Consider the following 17,633-nt stretch of genomic DNA (forward strand, 5'->3'; position numbering starts at 1 on the left):
CCCGGTGCAGACGGCGGATCTCTGCCCAGTCATCCACTGTGATCACATCCCTTTCTGTCACCTGTGGTGACCAAGGGGGTCAGTTTTCACACGTTGTCTGGGGGTCAGTATTCAAGGCTCGTCGACATGAGTGAGACGGTAAGCCAGAACGTGCGGTCGGCCATCAGGATCGACGAACGTTTCCGGTGGCGGGGGCGGCGGCAGCGGATCACGCCCGGTACGGTCACACATCCAGGAGTTCCAGCAGGCGTCGCAGAGCATGCCCACGGTGTTCAAGTGAATCCGGGCGGGACTCTCGCACCTGCTGCACCTCGCGCTGTCGACAGCCACCTCTGACTCTACGCCTCCGGGTTCCTGCGGGTCGCAACCTGAGATCGGCGAGGCGATACGCTCGCCGTCGTGTCCTCCATCGCCGAGACTTCGGTGTTCGTAGCAGCCCACGCCCTGGCTTCCTGGGCAGGGGCCGGTCGGGCGGTCACGCCCTCGGCCGCGATCAAACCAGCGCTGGTGCCGGACGCCGCGGCGGTACTCGGCGTGGTGTGTCCGGCCAAGGTCCGGCGCCTCAGCGACGTGCCGGAGGTGCAGAGGGCGTGGCTGACCGCGGTGGCGGCTGGACTGGTCACGATCGAGGGCTCGCGTGCCGTACGCGCCGAACCCGCGCCGACACTTGGCCCTGATGCCTGGTACGCGGCTCTGGAGCAGGTGATCGCAGTGCAGATCGGTGACCCCTGCGAGGCGGACCCCCGGATCTGCTGCCTGGTCACCCTGAATCTGTTGGCGGAGGAGGCGCCGCCGCTGGGCCAAGCCCTGCGCGAGGCGGCCGAGCAGGAGATGCGGCAGCGTGGTGACTGGGACTGGCGCGTCTACCGGCTGATCGACGGGCATCCCGTCGACCGCCTGCTACCGATCCTGGTCGCGTTCGGCGCGCTCGATGACAGGTTGATGGTCACGGAGCTGGGCGAACACGCCCGTAAAGAGGTGGGGAAACGACTGCCGCTGCCGATCACCCCGGACCTGAGCGCGGCCGAGGTCCTGGCCCGGATCGCCACCGCCCCGCCGGAGGAGGTGCCGGAGCTGCTGTGGCGGTGGCGGATCGAGAATTACGTCCCGGGCTCACGCACGGTGGTTGATCGGCTCCCCGAACTGTTGCGGGCCACCACTGAGGCGTCTCCGGCCGGGCGGCTCAGCGTCATCGAGGTCGTTGCTGAGCGCGGTGACGCCGAGGCGCTGTGGCAGGCGGTGTGCGACCTGCCTCCGCTGGGTCCGCATGCCCGCTGGTGGCTGAACGCGGAGATCGAAGGGGACCGGCAGTGGCGGGCGGTCGACTACGCCCTTGCGGCGCTGGATCGCCACGGGGCAACTGACGCTCGGTACGTCCTGCTCGACATGATGGGCGGCGACCTGCATGAGGGCGTCCGTGGCAGCGGGCATCCGGAAGCGGATCGGCTGCTCGCCGCCTTGCCGCCGACGTCACCGGCGATTCCCGCCTACCAGCTGAAGATCTCCGTCGCCGGGGCCTGGCACCGGGTCCTGGTTCCGGAGAACTACTCGCTGGGCGATCTGCACCAGATCATCCGCAAGCTGTTCGGCTGGTCGGATGATCACCTGCATGTGTTCAGGGTCGGCAAGCGCCGCTACAGCGACCCCTTCCGGCCCTTGGAAGAGTGCGGAGATGAAGACCTGTGCCGGTTGAACCGAGCGCTACCCGCCCCGCGATCGGCGCTGCGCTACACCTACGATCTCGGTGATTGCTGGGAACACGAGATTCTCCTGGAGAAGATCCTCACCGAGGAGATCGCGGTCCCGATCTGCGTGGATGGCCACGGCGACAACCCGATCGAGGACTACAACCCCGACTATCCCGAGGAGCCTGTGCCTTTCGACCGGGATGCCATCAACGAGAGGCTCGCGCGACTAGTCCCGGTCGACGGGGATGACCAGGACGAGGTTACGGGCTAGGTGCTTGCCTGAGTGATTCTTCAGCGCGGGTCGCTTGTCAGGTAGCCCGGTCAGCCCGATGGCGGTCAGCCCGGCATGGTCCAGGCGTTCCCGCAGGTCCAGCAGATGGCTCCACTTGGCTTCGGCCACATCGCGGCTGGAGTGGCGGTGGGCGTCCGAGATCGCCTGATCGAGCGCGTCCCAGTTCCCGCCGTAATCGATAAGGCAGAGCGTGCAGAACCACAGGTCCCAGTACGATCACTGGCCGGTGTCGTCGGCTTTCCAGATTTCCGGTCCGTCGATCCTCTCGCTCATCGGCGCTTCACCCGCTCGACCGTGAGGTTGGCGATGATCCAGGTGATCGCCGGTATGCCGATCAAGGGAGCTGCCGGTTCGGCCGCGTGGATCCACGCGGACGCCAAGCTCTCGCTGACGTCGCCAGCCGCATCGGGGGCGTTCTGCACGGCAAACGTTCGCAAGGCCGCCAGGTCACCCAGTTTGACCTGGACCGACCACGATACCTGGAACTGCCGATCGGCGACCTGTCCGACCGTGTGCTCGGCTGCCTCAAGGAGGACGGCGCCGCTCTCCATCAGCGGCCACAGCCCCGCCGTCGGATCGATCAGCCAGTTGAGCGCTCCTTCCGCGGTTGACGCGATCACCTCCCGGGTGTCGGGGAGGTCGTCATCGTCGTCGATATCGCCGATCTCGATGAAGGTGCCGCTGTCGAAATCGTCCAGCGCCTTGTCGCGGAGGACGGCGAGATCATGGACGACGACCTGCGCGGCCATCGTCCGCCGCCAACGCTGACCTGGGCGGCCGGGATCCTGAAGCCCGGTCACGGGAGGTGATTGCGGCGGGCAGGTCAAAGAGAGCGGGGGTCTGCTCGGGCATGGTTCAGACCGTATCGCGGGGTGGGGTGGCCGCAGGGCCCAACGCGGGGACGTAGGGGATCACCCCTTGCCGGTACGCCTCAAACTGGATCTCCACCGGAAGCTCCCGAGCGTCGTACATGAGCCCGTCCACCAAGACGAACCAGATCGCGGGGTTACGCGCCAGCATGTCGGGATGCTGCCACTCCGGAGAGTGCCAGCTCATCTTGAGCGTGTCGCGTATTTGTTTGGCCTTCGCCCCCATGGCGCTCTTGGATACGCCGAAGGCGGAGCTCAACTCGTCGGCGGTGCGGTAGGGCTCTGTGCTCGGATCGAACAGGAAGTTGGTCTGGCCCAGTGCGTACACCACGCCGGCGGCCCAGACTCGCCGGGTGCCGCTCACCAAGGGACTCGGGCGCTTGCGTGCCAAGGCGGCGATCACGCGGCGGGCCAGGCCCGCGTACTCCTCATCCAGCAGCTCGGCGCAGACCGTTTGAGTCAGCGCGATGATCTCCTCGCTGATTTGCCGCATGGCGTTGGGGATCTTGAGCTCGTCGGGTTTCGTCATGGTGAGATTGTCCAGGTGTCCATGTGGATAACGAACTCCGGTTGTTGGAATTCAGTTCGATCACCGTCTCGGCAGCCGTCGGCCGGTTTCGGTGAGGTGCCGATCCACCAGATGCGTGCCTCGCAGGATAATGCTGTGGTGCTTCATGTGCTCCTGGTTCGTTATACGGGCAGGCCGGAAGATGCTGATCCGCATGTCGCCGGTCATGTGGCGTTTCTGGAGCGCCACCATGCCGGCGGGACATTCCTGCTGTCCGGGCAGACCGTGCCGGCCAGCGTCGGCGGAGTGATCCTCGCGACCGGATCTCGGGAGCGGATCGAGCAGGTGGCGGCCGGGGACCCGTTCGTGACGGCCGGTGTGGCCACGTACGAGATCGTCACCGTGACACCAGGGCGCTTCCACGAGGACCTGGCGGACCTGCTCACCGTAGCCGAGGCTGGTGCAGAGCCCTTCCGCGTCAGAGCTAATGAACCAGTCCCGGTCCGAAACACCTATCAGTCCTGGTTTCCCTGCGTGACGCCGGTTGCGGCGTGAAAATGGCAGTGGTGGCCGTCTGTGACGCCTTCGTTGCTTGGTGCCGGGTCGAGCCCGTCTATCAGTCTGGTGCTGGGAGCCGCATCGTTTGAGGGTCGTTGCTTGTCGCTTCGTGCACGCGGGCCAGATTTCCGCTTGTCGCCCTCGGCTCCCCGGACGGTCACCGTCGCGCTGCGTCGACAAGGTGGAGGCAGGTGGCACGTGGTGGAAGAGATCGAGGATGAGCCGCTGCACGTGGAGCGGGTTGCCGCGCTGGACATCGGCAAGGGCATGTTGGAGGTCTGTATCCGGGTGCCGTCCGAGCGGAACCGGCGCCGGCGGGCCCAGGAGGTCCGCACGTTCGGTACGACCAAGAGCCAGATCATCGAGTTGGCGGACTGGCTACGCTGCTGGGGCGTGACCAAGGTGGTGATGGAGAGCACCGGCGACTATTGGAAGGCGCCGTTCTTCCGGCTGGAGGCCGAGGGGTTCGACTGCGATCTGCTGGATGCCAAGCAGGTCAAAGCGCTGCCGGGTCGCCCGAAGACCGACCGGTGCGATGCGGTGTGGCTGGCCAAGGTGGCCGAGAAGGGTATGGGCGTCGGGGCCTGCTTCGTGCCACCGGAGGAGATCCGCAAGCTCCGGACCCTTACGCGTTATCGCAGGCACCTGATCGAGGAGCGGTCCCGGGAGAAGCAGCGCGCGGAGAAGCTGCTGGAGGACGCGCAGGTCAAGCTGAGCGTGGTGGTGTCGGATCTGCACGGGGTATCGGCCCGGGACATGATGGAGGCTCTGATCTCTGGAGAGCGTGATCCCAAGGCGCTCGCCGAGCTGGCCCGCGGCCGGCTGCGCAGCAAGATCAAGTTGTTGGAGGAGGCGCTGGACGGCGCGGACACCTTCACCGAACACCACGCGTTCGTGCTGCGGATGATGCTGGACCACGTCGACTCCCTGACCGCGCAAACCGACCGGCTCACTGCGCAGATCGAGGAGCTGATCGCCCCTTTTGACCGGCAGGCGACCCAGTTGGATGGCATCCCCGGGGTCGGCCGGATCGCCGCCCAGGACCTGCTCGCCGAGATCGGCATCGATATGAGCGTGTTCCCGACGGCGGGGCATCTGGTGTCGTGGTGCAAGTTCTGCCCTCAGGTCAAGTCCTCGGCCGGTAAGCGCAAGGGCCGAAACGCCCGAGGCCGCGGGAATCGGTACGTCGCTGGAGCGCTCGGCGAGATCACCGTGTCGGCGGGCCGGACCCACACACGAGTCGGCGCCCGTTACCGACGGATCGCCCGCCGACGCGGGAAGGGCAAGGCCCAAGTCGCCACCGGCAACACCATCTTGAGCATCGCGTACACGTTGCTCTCGGATCCCACACTGGAGTACGAGGAACTGGGCGTGGACTACTACGACACCCGCATGCACCATCGGCGGCAAGTTGGCAGCCACATCCGCGGACTGCAACGACTGGGCTACCGCGTGACCCTCGAGCCCATCGAAGGCGAGGTCGCCTGACCGCGTCCCAGCGGCCGAACCGACCATCAGATCTTTTGTGATCCCGGACGGCGCAGAGCGCCATCCGGGATGCTGCCACGCCCAAGCCGAGGTCATATTTTCGGGCCAGCCGCGGGTAGTTTGACCACCCCGTGGAAGAGGTTGGAGCAGGTGACAGGATCACAGCAGGACCCCAAGCAGTCCCCGTCGCGCACGAACGGGATAGGTAAGCGTACGCGGCTGGCGCCGTCGGTGAAGTACCAGGTGTTCGTCGAGGTACTCACCGGCCAGTCCACCCAGGGCGAGACGGCCGAGAAGTACGGCGTGAACCGGATGACCGTCAACGCGGTCTGCAAGACCGCTAAGCAGGGCGCTCTCGACGCGCTCGCCGGGACCTCGACGGTCGGCCGTCCCGGCAAGAGTCCCGAGGCGATCGAGCTGGAGGCGGCTCACAAGGAGATCGAGCGGCTGCGCGCGACGGTGACCGAGCAGGCCGTCGCCCTCCATCTGCACCAGGGAAAATCGCTTTGGGGCTGAACGCCGGCCTGGTCCCGCCGCGAGTCGACGCATCCGTCAAGGCCGGTCTACTGGAGCTCGTCGAGCACGCGGCGGCCGGTGCGCGCCACCTCATCACCGACGTCCGACGTGGCGGAGCATCGCGGTCAAGACGGCCAGATTGTCGATCCCGGCCACCGCGGCGATCACCGGCAGGCTCACCCCCGCCTCCAATAGGGCGGCCAGCCAGGTGGCCCGAAGGCGGCGGGTGGCCAGCGCCGGCGCCTGCTCGGGCAGGCGGATCTTCGCCAGGGTCGCCGAAGCGGCCCGCTCGCGGGCTTTGAACCGGTGCGGAGCCAGCAGGTAGACCACCTGCCCCATCCGCGATGCTGCCGCCTCGGCCAGAGGCTGCTCGAACGGGCGGCGGGCCACCACCAGCCGGGCCCGCACCCCGCGCACCGCGACCACGACCGCCGCCGGGCAGGCGCGGACATCGTGCGCCCGCACCCAGCCGATCTCAGCAGCGCTCAGCCCGCACCCGGCCCCCAGGCCGATCAACAGCCGGGCATCGGCGCGCAGCTCGGGCGTGCGCTGACCAGCAGCCGCCGCCCACAACCGGCCCACCTCGGCCGCCTCATAAGGACGTGCGGTATCGGTGGCCGACAGCGGCACCGCCCGCCCATTCACCCCGGCGGCCAGAGCCAGGCGGCGCAACCTGGAGGCATAACTGGCCCGAGTCGATGCCGAAAGGTGCGCACACCCCTGCTCGGTGAACGCGCAGATCAGCTCCTCGCTCAGCCACACGGTGCCGCGCGCCGGATACCCTCGGGCCTCGGCGAAGCGGGCCAAAGCCGTCAGCGTGCCCAAAAACAGCCTGGCCATCGCCGGGGTGCACGGCTCGGGCGCGGCGACGATCCGGGCCACCTCGGCGCCGATCCGCTCCCATGTCACCGGATCCACCCGTGGCGCGAACCGGACGATTCTGGCCTGGACCAGGGCCCGCCAGTCATACAACCCGGCCACCGCCCCGGCCACGGCAGCCCATCACGCCTGGCGTCCACCGGCGGCGACGAAGACGACGAAGACGACGAAGACGACGAAGACGAGGAAGACGACGAAGACGACGAAGACGACGAAGACGAGGAGGAGGAACGAGAGGGGGGCAGGCCGGCCTCGATGGGGCCGGGGACTCCTTCACCGTTCACGATGCACCTTCGGCATGGCTGATGACGGCCACCGGATAAAAGGGGGGGCTCCGTGACGGTGGCCGGCGTGCGGCCCACCCCGACTTCCGCAACTGACTGCAAACGCGGCATCACTCGCGGTATCATCGAAAAGCCTCCGAGGAAAACTCCGAGGACGACGAACCGTCACGTAGCGCTATGCGGGAGCGTCGTATTGGCCGCCGCCTCAGACTTACGCCCATGGCGGCGGCCATCCCGCCCGCTACCCGCCCCTCAGTACAGCACCGGCGAACCGGTAGGTGGCAGCGGCCACCTTGATCAGCACGCCCGCGTGCGCCATCTGCGACAACGACGTACGCAGACTGCCCAGATTCGGCGCTGCGAGCGCAGTGCCGATCTCCTGCGCTCGCCAGATGCGCTGCGGGTCCTGCCCGAGCAGTCGGGCCACGCGCGTCCTGAGCGGCAGCCCGTCCAGCGCGCCGTCCAGATCACCGTGATGACCGTGATCGGCAGTCTCGGCCCGGACGTCGGTGAGGATGGTCTCGCTCGGCGCCGCCGGGGTCGGTCGCAACGCGCGCCACGCCGCTACCGCGGCCACCACTTGCCCGGCCGCCTCGATCCGGCGGCGGACGGCATCGAGCGCCGCTTCGGCGACCTGCTCCTCGACACGAAGGCGGGACAACACACCATCACCCTCGGCCAAGAGCGCCTCTATCGTGATCTCTTCGCCCATAGAGGCAGAGTCACACGGATATCATTTGATTGCAGCCCGTATCTGCAAAGTCACAATGAGCATGCATTGCCATACTTTGAGGCGATATCGAGCCCTCTCGCACTGGAAGACGATCTTCGCCAGGCTGGAATCGATCTACAAGCGAATGCTCGTTCTCACAGCTCAACGGGTTTCATCGGTGCCCCAGGGTTAGCCATATAGCTGCCAGGCCGGAACCCGGACCGCCGGATCGAGCAGGCGCCGCCGGCGCAGCATCATCTCCAGGTGAAGCGCGGGCGAGCGTTCGACGGGGGCTCCGCGGTCGAGCAGCATCGCGCTGGTCACCTCGTCCCGCTTCACGAGTACGTCGACAGGGTGGCCACGGACGATGCCGTCAAGGCTGACGGTGTCACCGGTCACCCGCTGGTAGAGGCGGAGCAGCAGCTCATCGGGGCCCGGCTGGCCATCGCCGGAAATCCCCCGGGCTGCCTGCAGCAGACCGGCGGCGACGCCACCGCGCTTCCCCCAGAGCGCCTCATCGCCCACCACGATCAGGAGCGACCGGGCTCGCGTGATGGCAACGTTCCAGATGTTCGGCTGCCGCTCGACCCAGTTGATGGCACCCTCACGCATCTCCTCTGTCGCGACAAGGGACAGGACCATCGCGTCGCACTCGCCCCCCTGGAAGGTGTGGACAGTGCCGATCCGTACCGGCCGGTCGGCGAGCTTGCGCTGCAGCAGGATCATCTGCGCCTTGAACGGGGTCACTGCCCCGATCGTGGCCCCGGCCGGCAGGTGCTTGAGCAGGTAGTCGACGCACTCGACGACCCGATCTGCCTCCGCCTGGTTCAGCCACGACTCCTGGACGGCCGACTTCGACGCCCGCCCACGGACGTCGCTCCACCTGATGGCCCCGCCGGGGAGGGCCGGACGGTGCCTGATGTCCGTCAGAATCGTCAGGGCTCCGCCATAGAAGAGCTGGTTGGACAGCCGGGCGATGTCCGGATGGCAACGGTAGTGCTCGTCCAGGAGCAGGCTGCTCCCCTCGGCCGCCTCGGCCGCGTGGAAGGCCGAGTGCCGCCGGTAGGCCAGTTTGTGCTGCTCCAGCCACTCCGCGGGCAGGCCGACCATCCGCCTGATCCGCGCCTCCTGATCGGCGGGCAGGGCGGCGATATGAGGTAATTGCATCACGTCGCCGATGATCAGAGCCCTACGGGCGCGATAGAGCAACGGGATGACGTGCGGGATGGCGCACTGGCTGGCCTCGTCGATGATGACCAGATCGAACAATGCGGGGTGGAGCGGGAATCGGCGGGCCGACAGGCTGGTCACGGCCCAGGCGCGCAGGTGGGCAAGCACCGCTTTGAGCGGGAACCAGTCCTTCGCTCCCTGATCGCCCGCCAGCATGAGGTCGCGGATGGGCCGGCGGCCCGCTGCTGCGTTGGAGCGGACGTTCAGCTCCATGAGTCGTTTCGAGCCGTCGCGTACCTGCTGTTCCGCCCACTCCAGGTCTGCGCTCAGTTCGGGATCGCCTCGCACGCCTGTGGCCTGGCCGCGCAACTCCCGCCACCACAGCTCACCTCGCCCGAAGCCGGCCAGCGCCGCGCAGGCCGTACGACCGTCCGGCTGCTCGGTCAGGCCGAGACGGCGCAGGAGGCGGGTACGGCGCCGGGAGCCGAACACGCGCGCCCGGCCGGCGCGAACCGCGAGACGGAGCCATCGACGCAGTTCCTGGTCGGTACCCAGCCGCTCGGCGAGCTTCTCAACGGGCTGGCCGAGAGCAGCGGCGTGCGCCTCGCGCCCACGACCGGCCTCGGCCAGGTCACGTTCGATCGCGCCGACCCGGCCCAGCTCGGCGCCGACCTCGTCGAGGGCGCGAGCCGCCAGAGCGAGATCCGCTAACGCTGTCGCCGAGGCGCCTGGAGGTGCAGTGATGGCGGATAGGCGCTGTAGGGCCGCGGCCTCCTTCTGCTTCTGTTCGCGGTTGCCGGTTCTGATCAGGCTGTCGGTCACCAGGTCGTCGCAGCGCCGCCACACCTCGTCGACTGCCTCGTTGTTGGTGGATGCGATCAGCACCCGCTGCCCGTTGGCCACGGCGGTGGCGATCATGTTGGTCACCAGCTGGCTCTTGCCCGTGCCCGGTGGCCCCGTGGCCACAGTGAGCCGCCGCGTCATAGCGGAACGCATGACGGCGTGCTGAGCGGCGTTGGCGGGCAGCGGAGTGACATAGAGAAGGTCGGCATCACTGTCCGACGTAGGTCCGACGCCGTCCTCCGGCAGCAGGGCTGCGAGCGCGGTCTCCTCGATCTGCGGGAGCCGGGTTTCCAGTGCCGCCAGGTCGTCGAGGAGGCGTTTGGACATGTCCTTGCCGGCAGCCGCGCGAAACAGCACGGCGGCGTTGCGCGCCCCGTGCCCGGGTGACCGCAGGTCGATCTGGCTGTCGAGATCGCCTGGCCGGAGTTCCTGCACGCAGGGGAGCTCGTACTCCGTCCTGAGCAGCCCGCCCAGCGCATCGGCCATCACGTTGTGCTGTCCCGCCTGCCAACCCTCCACATAGGTCAGGCTGAGCTCGTCGGCCTGTTCCTTGCCGAGCAGATGATGGGCCAGGCCGGGGTGCGGGATCACCGAGCCGTACGGCTTGAGCCGGATCGTGCCACTGTCGGTGACGACCTCCACCCGCCGGATCATGAGCGGGGCGAATCGCGGAGACAGCGACGCCTGCCCCTGCCTCGCCGACGTCAGCACCACGGCGGGGTAGCCTGCCCACAACTCCGACTCGGTGCCGTCCGCGTCGTCGAGGAACTTCTGGATCTCCGGCGTGATCGCGGTGGCACCGTCGTCGTCGAGGTCTCCGGAGAGCAGGCGCTCTGCGCCGGTCAGGCACAGGTAAGCGGTGCCACGGTCGGCGACAGTCATGAGTGGCATCTCGGGCTTGTCGGCCTGCACGCACATCCGGTAGTAGGCGAGCAACCGGTTCCAGCCGGGCCGCTCGGCGGGCGCCTCCGCAAGCATGGGGTGACTCGCGGCGGCCGGCTGCCGCGGCGCGAGCGGCTTCAGCGTCGGCGAGGGTCCTTGCGGGCATCGCGCTAGTACGATCCGGTCGTTGACCGCCAGGGACGACATCTCCGGTATCTGCCTCTTGAGCACCCGCATGCGCTCGCAGACGTACTCGAAGAGGTCGCCTACCCTGACCTGCCCGGAACCGTCACGGCCCGCCCTCCCGGTGCGCAACGCCTCGACCACCTGGGCGGTGAAGAGCGAGGGCTCGGGACCGGCGGCACCCACCTGCCCGGCGAACGACGCCTGGTCGGCGCCAGAGGACGCTATCACGTATGCGCCCTTGCTGGAGACCGGTGTCCGACTGAGCGACTTGGCCGGGGGCAGGTCGCTGGTGCGCCAGCCGTGCACGAAACTGCCGCTCTGGCAGCAGTCGAGGATGACCACCTTATGCGCTGCCGCGCACGCCTCGAGTTCGTCGTTGACGTAGGAAGCGCCGACGGCGCTCTGCGCGATCCGCTGACGGTCGGTGTCGTTGGCGACGAAGAAGAACTCGCCGGTGGTCTGGGACATGCGGACCCCGTGGCCGGTGAGGTAGAGCAGGGCCAGGTGGTTCTCCTCGCACGAGCCCAGGAACCGGGCGATGCTGCGCCCCATGTCCTCGGCGCCGAGATCGACCTCGACCTCCACGCTCGCGAACGCGCCGATGCTCGGGTGCTCCAGCACCTGCGCGAGCTGCCACACGTCGGCACGGCAGGATGGCAGCGAGGGGAATCGATCGTCCTGGTAGGACTCGGTGCCGATCAGGAGCGCGCGTCGCCGCAGCGGGGGCGTCACGGCTGCTCGCCGTCCAGGAAACGTTCGATCAACCGCTCCTGAGCAGCGTCGGGCCGGCCCGTAATCTCGATGGTTCTGTCGCCGTCTTTGACGACGACCTTTCTGTTGCGCTCCGTGGCGCACCATTCCTTGATGGCCGTGATCAGTAGCTGGACGGCGGGCCTGGCCGCCATGCTCACGGCCGCGACGAGCGCCAACTCCGCCACGCCACCCTTGCGGCCGTCGCCGGTATCGGGCTCCGGAATCAGGTAGTCGACGTTGACCCCGTCGATCGCGGTCAACACCGCGTAGAGGGCGCGCGTCTGCCGCTCATGACGCAGTACGTCGCCTGATGTCACGACGTGAAGGAGCATGACTCTCCGCCATTCGCTGGGGGTTCCTTATTTTGCGGACAAACGCGAGTATTGCCAAGTTGGGCGACCTTTATTATGATTTTCTGCCGATACAAATCAATCACTCGAAAGTCTTGTCGAGAATCTAGCCGATTGTGTCCAGGAGTATCACCATGTTGGTCCACTCGTCAGGCGAGAGCTGGTATACGCGGCTGAGTGCGGCAATATCCGCGGAAGTAGGGGTGATGAGCCCGCTCTCCAGGTTGGCGATTTCGGTTACCGACATACCGGCCCGCTCTCCCGCCTCACCAAGGGCGAACCCGATCCGCTGGCGAGCGGCACGGAGAGCCTGCGCAAGCTGCGCATGTTGCGGGCTCAGCGGGGCGCGCGTCACGGTGACCTCTGGCCGGGGCGTACTGCGGGCCGCCGTCTCAGGGGACGTTGGCCACAGCAGAACGGCCCCGATGACGAGGGCGATGACCCCCAAACCGCCGCCTACCCCCACCGCCGTGCGCGGGCTGCCGCGGTGATGCTCACGCACCCAGGTCCATCCGCCGGCAACTCTGCGCCAATGGCCCCGGACTCTGGTCATGAATGGACGGTACGAATCATCAAGAAAGGGATCCAGTGCATGAGTGGCGAGGATTTACTACCTTGACGCGGCCCTCTCCCCACCCCAAACCCCGATTATGAGTATTTGGCTGGGCACGCCTCCTTCGGAGCCCAGTACTTCCCAGTGGGGCGGGATGCGTGGACATGATGGAGGAGCCCGGTGAGTGCCGGCCAGGCTGGTCCCGCCGCCAAGGGATCGCGGGAACCGCGGGTTCCGATCCGGTCCGAGCCTTGCAGCATGCGCCGTACCGGGCGGCCAAGGCCGATCCCGGGCGTCGATTCCACGCGCTGTATGACAAGGTCTGCCGCAGAGACGTGCTGCAGCGCGGATGGGTCGTGGTGCGCGCCAACAACGGCGCGCCTGGTATCGACAGACCACCCTAGCCAAGGTCGAGGAGTACGGGGTGGCCCGGTTGCTCGATGAACTGGCCAGCGAACTGCGGGAGGGACGGTATTGGCCGCTTTCCGCGCGGCGGGTCTTGATCCCCAAGCCGGGCACGGCCGAGCAGAGGCCGTTATCGATTCCCGCGGTTCGTAACCCAACCGTCAGGCCGTACCGATTCGTCCGCGACTCCGCCGATTTCCTGCCGAATCCTGCCGTACGCTGACGGATCGTGCCGTAGCCACCGAGCCCCGGCCGAGCCCCACTCCACCGGCCATGGCGATTACCGAGCGAGTCGTGTCAGACCGGGATGACCCGGGGCAGGGGAGGGGAAGCGAACCAGTCGGGCTTGTGCTTGCGTAGCAGGGCCTCGCCGTCGCGCTCCCAGGAGAAGTCCTTCTTTTTGAGCAGGCGGCGGAAGACCTCGCCGGCCTTGCCGGGGTCTTGTGCGGCCAGGCGGCGCAGCGGCACGGGTGTGACGTCCTGGCCGCGCAGGTAGCCGGTCACCACATCGCGATAGCGCTGGCGGATGATCAGTGCGGGGTTGGCGAAGACCTCATGCGCCACGTCAAAGTTCGCATAGAAGCCGAGGCCGTCTTCTTCGTCGAAGATGACGGCGACCTTGTCATCGGGCGTGAAGGGGAAGTCGGGCAGGTCGGGTTCGGTCCAGGGGCCGCCCTTGTTTCCGGCTCGCTCGTAGTCGTGCCGGTAGAACGCGATCATCGTCTGCTTCACCTCGTTGCCGGGGACGACGACCAGGTCGCTTCCGTACAGGTCGATGAAGGAGTCCCGCTGCTCGGCCTGGAGCCTGCGGGCCTGCTCGAGCTTGTCGGGGTTGCGGAAGACCATCTTGGGGTTCTTCATCTGCAGTTGCCGCACCCCGGCCAGCACGGCAGGCGCGTCTTCCGGCGGGAAGCCCATGGACGCCCCGCTGATCATCCAGTCGTCGCCGACCGGAACGATCCCGCCGACCATCACCGCGCCCGGGGCGAGCAGATGCGTGATGCCTTCGGCACCCATGTTGGAACGGATCCGGTAGGTGAGTTCATCGACGTGATTGAACGCGACGATCCCGTCATCCCCGTACGGACGTTTGCTCTCGAAGATCCCTTGTACGCAGTCCGACCAGCCCAGCAACAGCGCGCGATCGCTGCCGGAGAGCGTCTCGGCGAAGAGCTGGAGGATGGTCTGCCCCGATTCCAGAGGCTGGGTGTAGATGAACGACTCCAACGCCGCAGAGAACACCGCCTCGTCGTTGACCATGCCGCCGGGGAACGCGTCGAGGATCGCCCCGGAGACCGCCCGGCCGAACCGGGGCGACATGGCGAACTCCATCAGCTCGCCCTTGAGGTCCCTGGCCCGCTCCATCAGATCCATAACGCCTCCTGTATCCCTTCGAAACCCGTCCCACGATAACGAGCGGAACACGACGGCCGGACCAGTACCGGCCTGGAGGTGGTGCGGATGCGGGACGATCGACACCGTGCCTGCAGGTATCCAGAGCTCCTTGTGTGCGCTCGTCCCGGAGCACGTTTTCGCCGCAGCGCCGACCGTGGTGGCGCGACGGTCTGCTCGCCGACGGTGCAACCCGACCTGTACACGGTGCTCCGCGAGCAGAGCAGCGACTGGCTCGCCCGACTGATTGGCCAACCTGGCCGCCCAGGACCCATGCCGGACCTGTTGGCCGACGCCGATCAGGGCGTCAGCGCCGATCTGCTGGCCGAACTGCGCACCGGCTTGGACGAGGTCCTCGCCGACCTGTTCGCCGAGGCCCGAGAGCACGACCTTCACTAGACCCAGGTGCCGACCTGCTTATCGAAGACGGCACGCGGATACTTGATCGGTGCCCCCCGAGCGGTTGGCCGACATCCGGCTCACCGGGAGCTGGCGGGTTACCTCCAGCGCCGGCATCCCCAGGGCTAACAACGCCGCGGCCCGGTACCACCCACCGGCGACGTCCGTCTCCCATCTCGGAGACGGGGCGTGAGTTACTGACTTCCGTTGGGCAGATGCATCGCTTCCGTGCCCGGCGTAGTCAGGCACTGGGTCCGGATCTCTCAGGCGATGGGAACTCGAAGAATGGGAACGCCGTTGTAGTGCGCCTCCCAGGCAGTGGCGCCGACAACTTTGAGCGGCTGTTGGATCATAAAAGCAGCGTTACCAGTCGCCCATCGTTCGAGTCGCGCACGCACGACCTCCCCGCTGAGCCGACCCACAAGGTTGGAGATCACCGTAGTGCCGTCCACCATGGATGACGCACATCTGAACGGCACCGCGCCGCCCGACTTCGCGGCCGCAGCCTCGAGCGCGCTATTGAGTCCGTCGCAGATGCCCCTGCCCGCCGCGCGCAGGTGCTCGGAAGGCTTGGGATATCCCGGCACCAGCTCGCGCAGCAGGTGTTGATCCCAATGGCAGGAGTTTGAGCGCTTGTGATCTTGTTTCTCCTGGTCAAGCGGCTTGAGGCTGGGCCGTTCGGGGGGTCATTGGGTGCGGGATGATGGTGCAAATCACCCGGAATGTCTTGAGTAGGTCTCCTTGATGGGCTTTCCGCTTCCGGTCAGTGGTGCGGCGGGGACGGCGTGGGGTGAGTGCGGACAGCACGTCGCGGGTGAAGGCGGCCATCGCGTGGGTCATCTCGGTGACGTGGGCGGTCGCCTGGCCGATCGTGCGGCGCAGCGCACCGCGAGCGTTCTTGATGGAGATTTGGTCCAGGCTGATGGGCTGGCCGTCGTCGGTGTGCGCGGAGATGGCCGCGCCGGACAGGCGGAGCAGGATCTGGAAGACCGCCAGCAGCGACCATATCTCGGCCAGGACCGTGTCGGCGTGCCCAGAGCGCAGTACGGGCCGGGCACCGTTCAGATCGATCTTGACGGCCTTGTAGAGAACTTCGATCTTCCAACGGCGCGCGTACAGAGCAGCCAGTTCCAACGCAGGCGCACTGGCGGGGTCGGTCAGGTTAGTGACCAGGCAAAACAGCTCCGAGGTCGTGCTGGGTTTGCCGAGCGCGCGGCTGGCGACGCTGTACTCGATCACCCGGACGGTGATCGGCGGGCCGTCGGCTTTACGGCGCGGTTTCAACTCGGCCAGGTAGGTCCCGTCCTCCAAGACCGTGACAGGGCTCAGCGCAAAGCTGGACGACACCCGGAAGATCAAGTCCGCTCCGGTCGTGACCGCGTCACGAAACAGCAGGTGGGAGCAGAATCCCCGATCGAACAACACCAGCATGCCCGAGCCTATCGCGCCCAGCAGCCGGGCCGCCGCGGTACGTTCCCCGGTCGCATACGCGCGCACGTGACCGCGTCAATGATGCTGCGGGTCGCGCATTCGGCCAACACCAGCAGCCGCGCCAGCGGGTACGGCGCCGACTTCGGCCCGCCGAAGACGGCCGCGTTCTCGGCGGTGTCGGGCACCCGCATCGTGGTGCCGTCCACCGCGCACACCCGCCGCCCCCGCCACAACCGCCCCGGGCCGGCGAGCGGACCCGCCAGATGGCGGAAGATCATGCGCATCGCTCCGGGACCCACGCGTTCACGAGCCGCGCTGATCGAGGTGGACGCGGCGCGGCTCCACCGGGCCGGCTCACTGGACAGCTGCGGCAACCCTGCCGCCAATTCTCGCAGGCACTGGCCCATTCCTTGATCGGGAAACAGCCACAACGCCAGGTTGAGATACACGATCAAGACACTGGGCAGCGACCGTTTCTTGCGCTCGCGTACGCCTTCGGCATCGATCATCGCTTCAGCCACCGCCATTGGATGTGCCAGCAGCCCCACCCGGGCGGCGTCCGGACCGTCCATCAGATCGTCCACCCGCCCGATCGAAACGATCACCAGCCACTACGCTTCCCGGTATGCGTCCCGAGCCCCCCGACCTGGCCGTCCTGGTCGACCGCGACTGCCTGGTCACCTTCGCCACCCTCGTCCTGGCCAGCGACAACGCCGTCCAGGATCACGAAATGGGATACCACCAAGGCGGAGGAACCACCTACACCACCCGCAAAGGCATCATCCGACGCACCGGCTTGGACCCCGCCGCAGCCGAACGCGCCCTCCACCTCCTCGACAACGCCCGCCTCATCGCGGGCTCCATGGCCAACCCCACCGCATGGCGAACCGACACCAGCGTCCTCGCGCTACCAGCAGACAGCCAGGAGACTCCGACCAGCTAAAACAGCTCTACCAAGCACTCAAACTCCTGCCATTGGTGTTGATCCTTGTCGTAGGCAAGGCGATAGAAGGCGTTCGCGGGGAGGTCGGTCGAGACCGTCTTAGCGACCTCGACCATCAGTCTCTCCACGTTGGCGTCGTCGAAGATCTCGATGTCTATGTTCCCTCCGGTGTCGCCGGTGCCCCCGCCGGTGACCTCGCCTTCACCGTCCAGAACTTCGTCGATGGTGTCTTCAACGTCGGCCCGGCTCACCCAAGCATCGCCGAACCAGTAGATGAACAGCTCCATCTCACCTACTCCATCTGCTGCTTGAACATCTTCTCCAGGAAGGATGCATCCAGTTTGCTCAGCGACCTCTTCCGGCGATCAGGACGCCAACTGAGAGTGATGGTGCGCCGTGGGCCGCCCCCCTTCAGGCACGAGGCTCCCTCATGGGCGAACCGAATGGTCAAGGCCGTGCGATTGCCCGGCCGGTTGCTCGGTGGTTGCTCTTCGGCCATCGGCACCCGTGAACACGCGGTGGCATTTTTGGG

18 protein-coding genes are annotated in these 17,633 nt (G+C 67.1%); 6 read left to right on the plus strand and 12 right to left on the minus strand.

The genetic code is table 11. The annotated features are described in order from the left end of the window. The first annotated feature begins 399 nt into the window (after nt 1-399). Nucleotides 400-1,959 (plus strand): plasmid pRiA4b ORF-3 family protein, encoded by a 1,560-nt coding sequence (locus ITP53_RS60705; protein WP_195901373.1) that lies wholly within the window; start codon nt 400-402, stop codon nt 1,957-1,959. A gap of 290 nt (nt 1,960-2,249) precedes the next feature. Here the strand turns inward: ITP53_RS60705 and ITP53_RS43750 are convergent, their stop codons facing one another. Together ITP53_RS43750 and ITP53_RS43755 are read right to left on the minus strand one after the other, a co-directional pair. Continuing rightward, a complete protein-coding gene (locus tag ITP53_RS43750) occupies nt 2,250-2,780 on the minus strand; it encodes a hypothetical protein (RefSeq protein WP_195901374.1) in 531 nt (176 codons plus the stop codon). A 55-nt stretch (nt 2,781-2,835) separates the two neighbouring features. Then, nucleotides 2,836-3,378: a DUF6398 domain-containing protein gene (locus tag ITP53_RS43755; RefSeq protein WP_195901375.1), complete on the minus strand. Its 543-nt coding sequence runs from the start codon at nt 3,376-3,378 to the stop codon at nt 2,836-2,838. A 111-nt stretch (nt 3,379-3,489) separates the two neighbouring features. Here ITP53_RS43755 and ITP53_RS43760 point away from each other — a divergent pair, with 111 nt between their 5' ends. The 3 genes from ITP53_RS43760 to ITP53_RS43770 all read left to right on the plus strand — a co-directional run bounded on the left by ITP53_RS43760 (nt 3,490) and on the right by ITP53_RS43770 (nt 5,919). Then, nucleotides 3,490-3,912, plus strand: a complete 423-nt coding sequence (locus ITP53_RS43760) for a YciI family protein (protein ID WP_195901376.1) — start codon at nt 3,490-3,492, stop codon at nt 3,910-3,912. Between the two features lie 21 nt (nt 3,913-3,933). Beyond that, nucleotides 3,934-5,403: an IS110 family RNA-guided transposase gene (locus ITP53_RS43765; RefSeq protein WP_207757273.1), complete on the plus strand. Its 1,470-nt coding sequence runs from the start codon at nt 3,934-3,936 to the stop codon at nt 5,401-5,403. Nucleotides 5,404-5,553: 150 nt separating this feature from the next. Then, a complete protein-coding gene (locus tag ITP53_RS43770; protein WP_207757274.1) occupies nt 5,554-5,919 on the plus strand; it encodes a hypothetical protein in 366 nt (121 codons plus the stop codon). A gap of 93 nt (nt 5,920-6,012) precedes the next feature. On the opposite strand, the gene ITP53_RS43775 is transcribed toward ITP53_RS43770, so the two are convergent. The 6 genes from ITP53_RS43775 to ITP53_RS43800 all read right to left on the minus strand — a co-directional run bounded on the left by ITP53_RS43775 (nt 6,013) and on the right by ITP53_RS43800 (nt 14,310). After that, complete coding sequence (locus ITP53_RS43775; RefSeq protein WP_195901377.1) at nt 6,013-6,912, minus strand: hypothetical protein; 900 nt, start codon at nt 6,910-6,912, stop codon at nt 6,013-6,015. Between the two features lie 411 nt (nt 6,913-7,323). Next, complete coding sequence (locus ITP53_RS43780) at nt 7,324-7,794, minus strand: hypothetical protein (RefSeq protein WP_195901378.1); 471 nt, start codon at nt 7,792-7,794, stop codon at nt 7,324-7,326. Between the two features lie 189 nt (nt 7,795-7,983). Then, nucleotides 7,984-11,607, minus strand: coding sequence for a caspase, EACC1-associated type (locus tag ITP53_RS43785; protein WP_195901379.1), 3,624 nt, complete (start codon nt 11,605-11,607; stop codon nt 7,984-7,986). Beyond that, nucleotides 11,604-11,960 carry a hypothetical protein gene (locus ITP53_RS43790; protein ID WP_195901380.1) on the minus strand — a complete coding sequence of 119 codons (357 nt, stop codon included), beginning with the start codon at nt 11,958-11,960 and terminating at the stop codon, nt 11,604-11,606. The genes ITP53_RS43785 and ITP53_RS43790 overlap by 4 nt, the downstream gene beginning before the upstream one ends. A 124-nt stretch (nt 11,961-12,084) precedes the next feature. After that, entirely contained in the window at nt 12,085-12,531 is a 447-nt protein-coding gene (locus tag ITP53_RS61505) for a helix-turn-helix domain-containing protein (RefSeq protein ID WP_195901381.1), read from the minus strand. A gap of 702 nt (nt 12,532-13,233) precedes the next feature. Continuing rightward, nucleotides 13,234-14,310 carry a hypothetical protein gene (locus ITP53_RS43800; protein WP_195901382.1) on the minus strand — a complete coding sequence of 359 codons (1,077 nt, stop codon included), beginning with the start codon at nt 14,308-14,310 and terminating at the stop codon, nt 13,234-13,236. A 291-nt stretch (nt 14,311-14,601) separates the two neighbouring features. On the opposite strand from ITP53_RS43800, the gene ITP53_RS59775 reads away from it, so the two are divergent. Further along, complete coding sequence (locus tag ITP53_RS59775) at nt 14,602-14,727, plus strand: hypothetical protein (RefSeq protein WP_268961366.1); 126 nt, start codon at nt 14,602-14,604, stop codon at nt 14,725-14,727. A gap of 654 nt (nt 14,728-15,381) precedes the next feature. Here ITP53_RS59775 and ITP53_RS43805 read toward each other — a convergent pair. Together ITP53_RS43805 and ITP53_RS43810 are read right to left on the minus strand one after the other, a co-directional pair. Further along, complete coding sequence (locus ITP53_RS43805; RefSeq protein ID WP_236051819.1) at nt 15,382-16,158, minus strand: transposase; 777 nt, start codon at nt 16,156-16,158, stop codon at nt 15,382-15,384. A gap of 8 nt (nt 16,159-16,166) precedes the next feature. Beyond that, nucleotides 16,167-16,763 (minus strand): transposase domain-containing protein, encoded by a 597-nt coding sequence (locus tag ITP53_RS43810; RefSeq protein WP_195901384.1) that lies wholly within the window; start codon nt 16,761-16,763, stop codon nt 16,167-16,169. A 20-nt stretch (nt 16,764-16,783) separates the two neighbouring features. Here ITP53_RS43810 and ITP53_RS43815 point away from each other — a divergent pair, with 20 nt between their 5' ends. Next, nucleotides 16,784-17,101 (plus strand): hypothetical protein, encoded by a 318-nt coding sequence (locus tag ITP53_RS43815; protein WP_195901385.1) that lies wholly within the window; start codon nt 16,784-16,786, stop codon nt 17,099-17,101. On the opposite strand, the gene ITP53_RS43820 is transcribed toward ITP53_RS43815, so the two are convergent. After that, nucleotides 17,098-17,388, minus strand: a complete 291-nt coding sequence (locus ITP53_RS43820) for a hypothetical protein (protein ID WP_195901386.1) — start codon at nt 17,386-17,388, stop codon at nt 17,098-17,100. The genes ITP53_RS43815 and ITP53_RS43820 overlap by 4 nt on opposite strands. Nucleotides 17,389-17,393: 5 nt before the next feature. Continuing rightward, on the minus strand, nt 17,394-17,633 hold a 240-nt coding region (locus ITP53_RS56470; RefSeq protein ID WP_207757275.1), incomplete at its 5' end, for a hypothetical protein.

The sequence above is a fragment of the Nonomuraea cypriaca genome (assembly GCF_015645445.1).
Taxonomy (GTDB): Bacteria; Actinomycetota; Actinomycetes; order Streptosporangiales; family Streptosporangiaceae; genus Nonomuraea; species Nonomuraea cypriaca.

Coding starts and splice junctions, on each gene's coding strand:
- ITP53_RS61505 (WP_195901381.1), bottom strand. CDS start 12,531: ATGACCAGAGTCCGGGGCCATTGGCGCAGAGTTGCCGGCGGATGGACC.
- ITP53_RS43805 (WP_236051819.1), bottom strand. CDS start 16,158: ATGCTGGTGTTGTTCGATCGGGGATTCTGCTCCCACCTGCTGTTTCGT.
- ITP53_RS43755 (WP_195901375.1), bottom strand. CDS start 3,378: ATGACGAAACCCGACGAGCTCAAGATCCCCAACGCCATGCGGCAAATC.
- ITP53_RS43820 (WP_195901386.1), bottom strand. CDS start 17,388: ATGGAGCTGTTCATCTACTGGTTCGGCGATGCTTGGGTGAGCCGGGCC.
- ITP53_RS43800 (WP_195901382.1), bottom strand. CDS start 14,310: ATGGATCTGATGGAGCGGGCCAGGGACCTCAAGGGCGAGCTGATGGAG.
- ITP53_RS43815 (WP_195901385.1), top strand. CDS start 16,784: ATGCGTCCCGAGCCCCCCGACCTGGCCGTCCTGGTCGACCGCGACTGC.
- ITP53_RS43780 (WP_195901378.1), bottom strand. CDS start 7,794: ATGGGCGAAGAGATCACGATAGAGGCGCTCTTGGCCGAGGGTGATGGT.
- ITP53_RS59775 (WP_268961366.1), top strand. CDS start 14,602: ATGCCGGACCTGTTGGCCGACGCCGATCAGGGCGTCAGCGCCGATCTG.
- ITP53_RS43790 (WP_195901380.1), bottom strand. CDS start 11,960: ATGCTCCTTCACGTCGTGACATCAGGCGACGTACTGCGTCATGAGCGG.
- ITP53_RS43760 (WP_195901376.1), top strand. CDS start 3,490: ATGCGTGCCTCGCAGGATAATGCTGTGGTGCTTCATGTGCTCCTGGTT.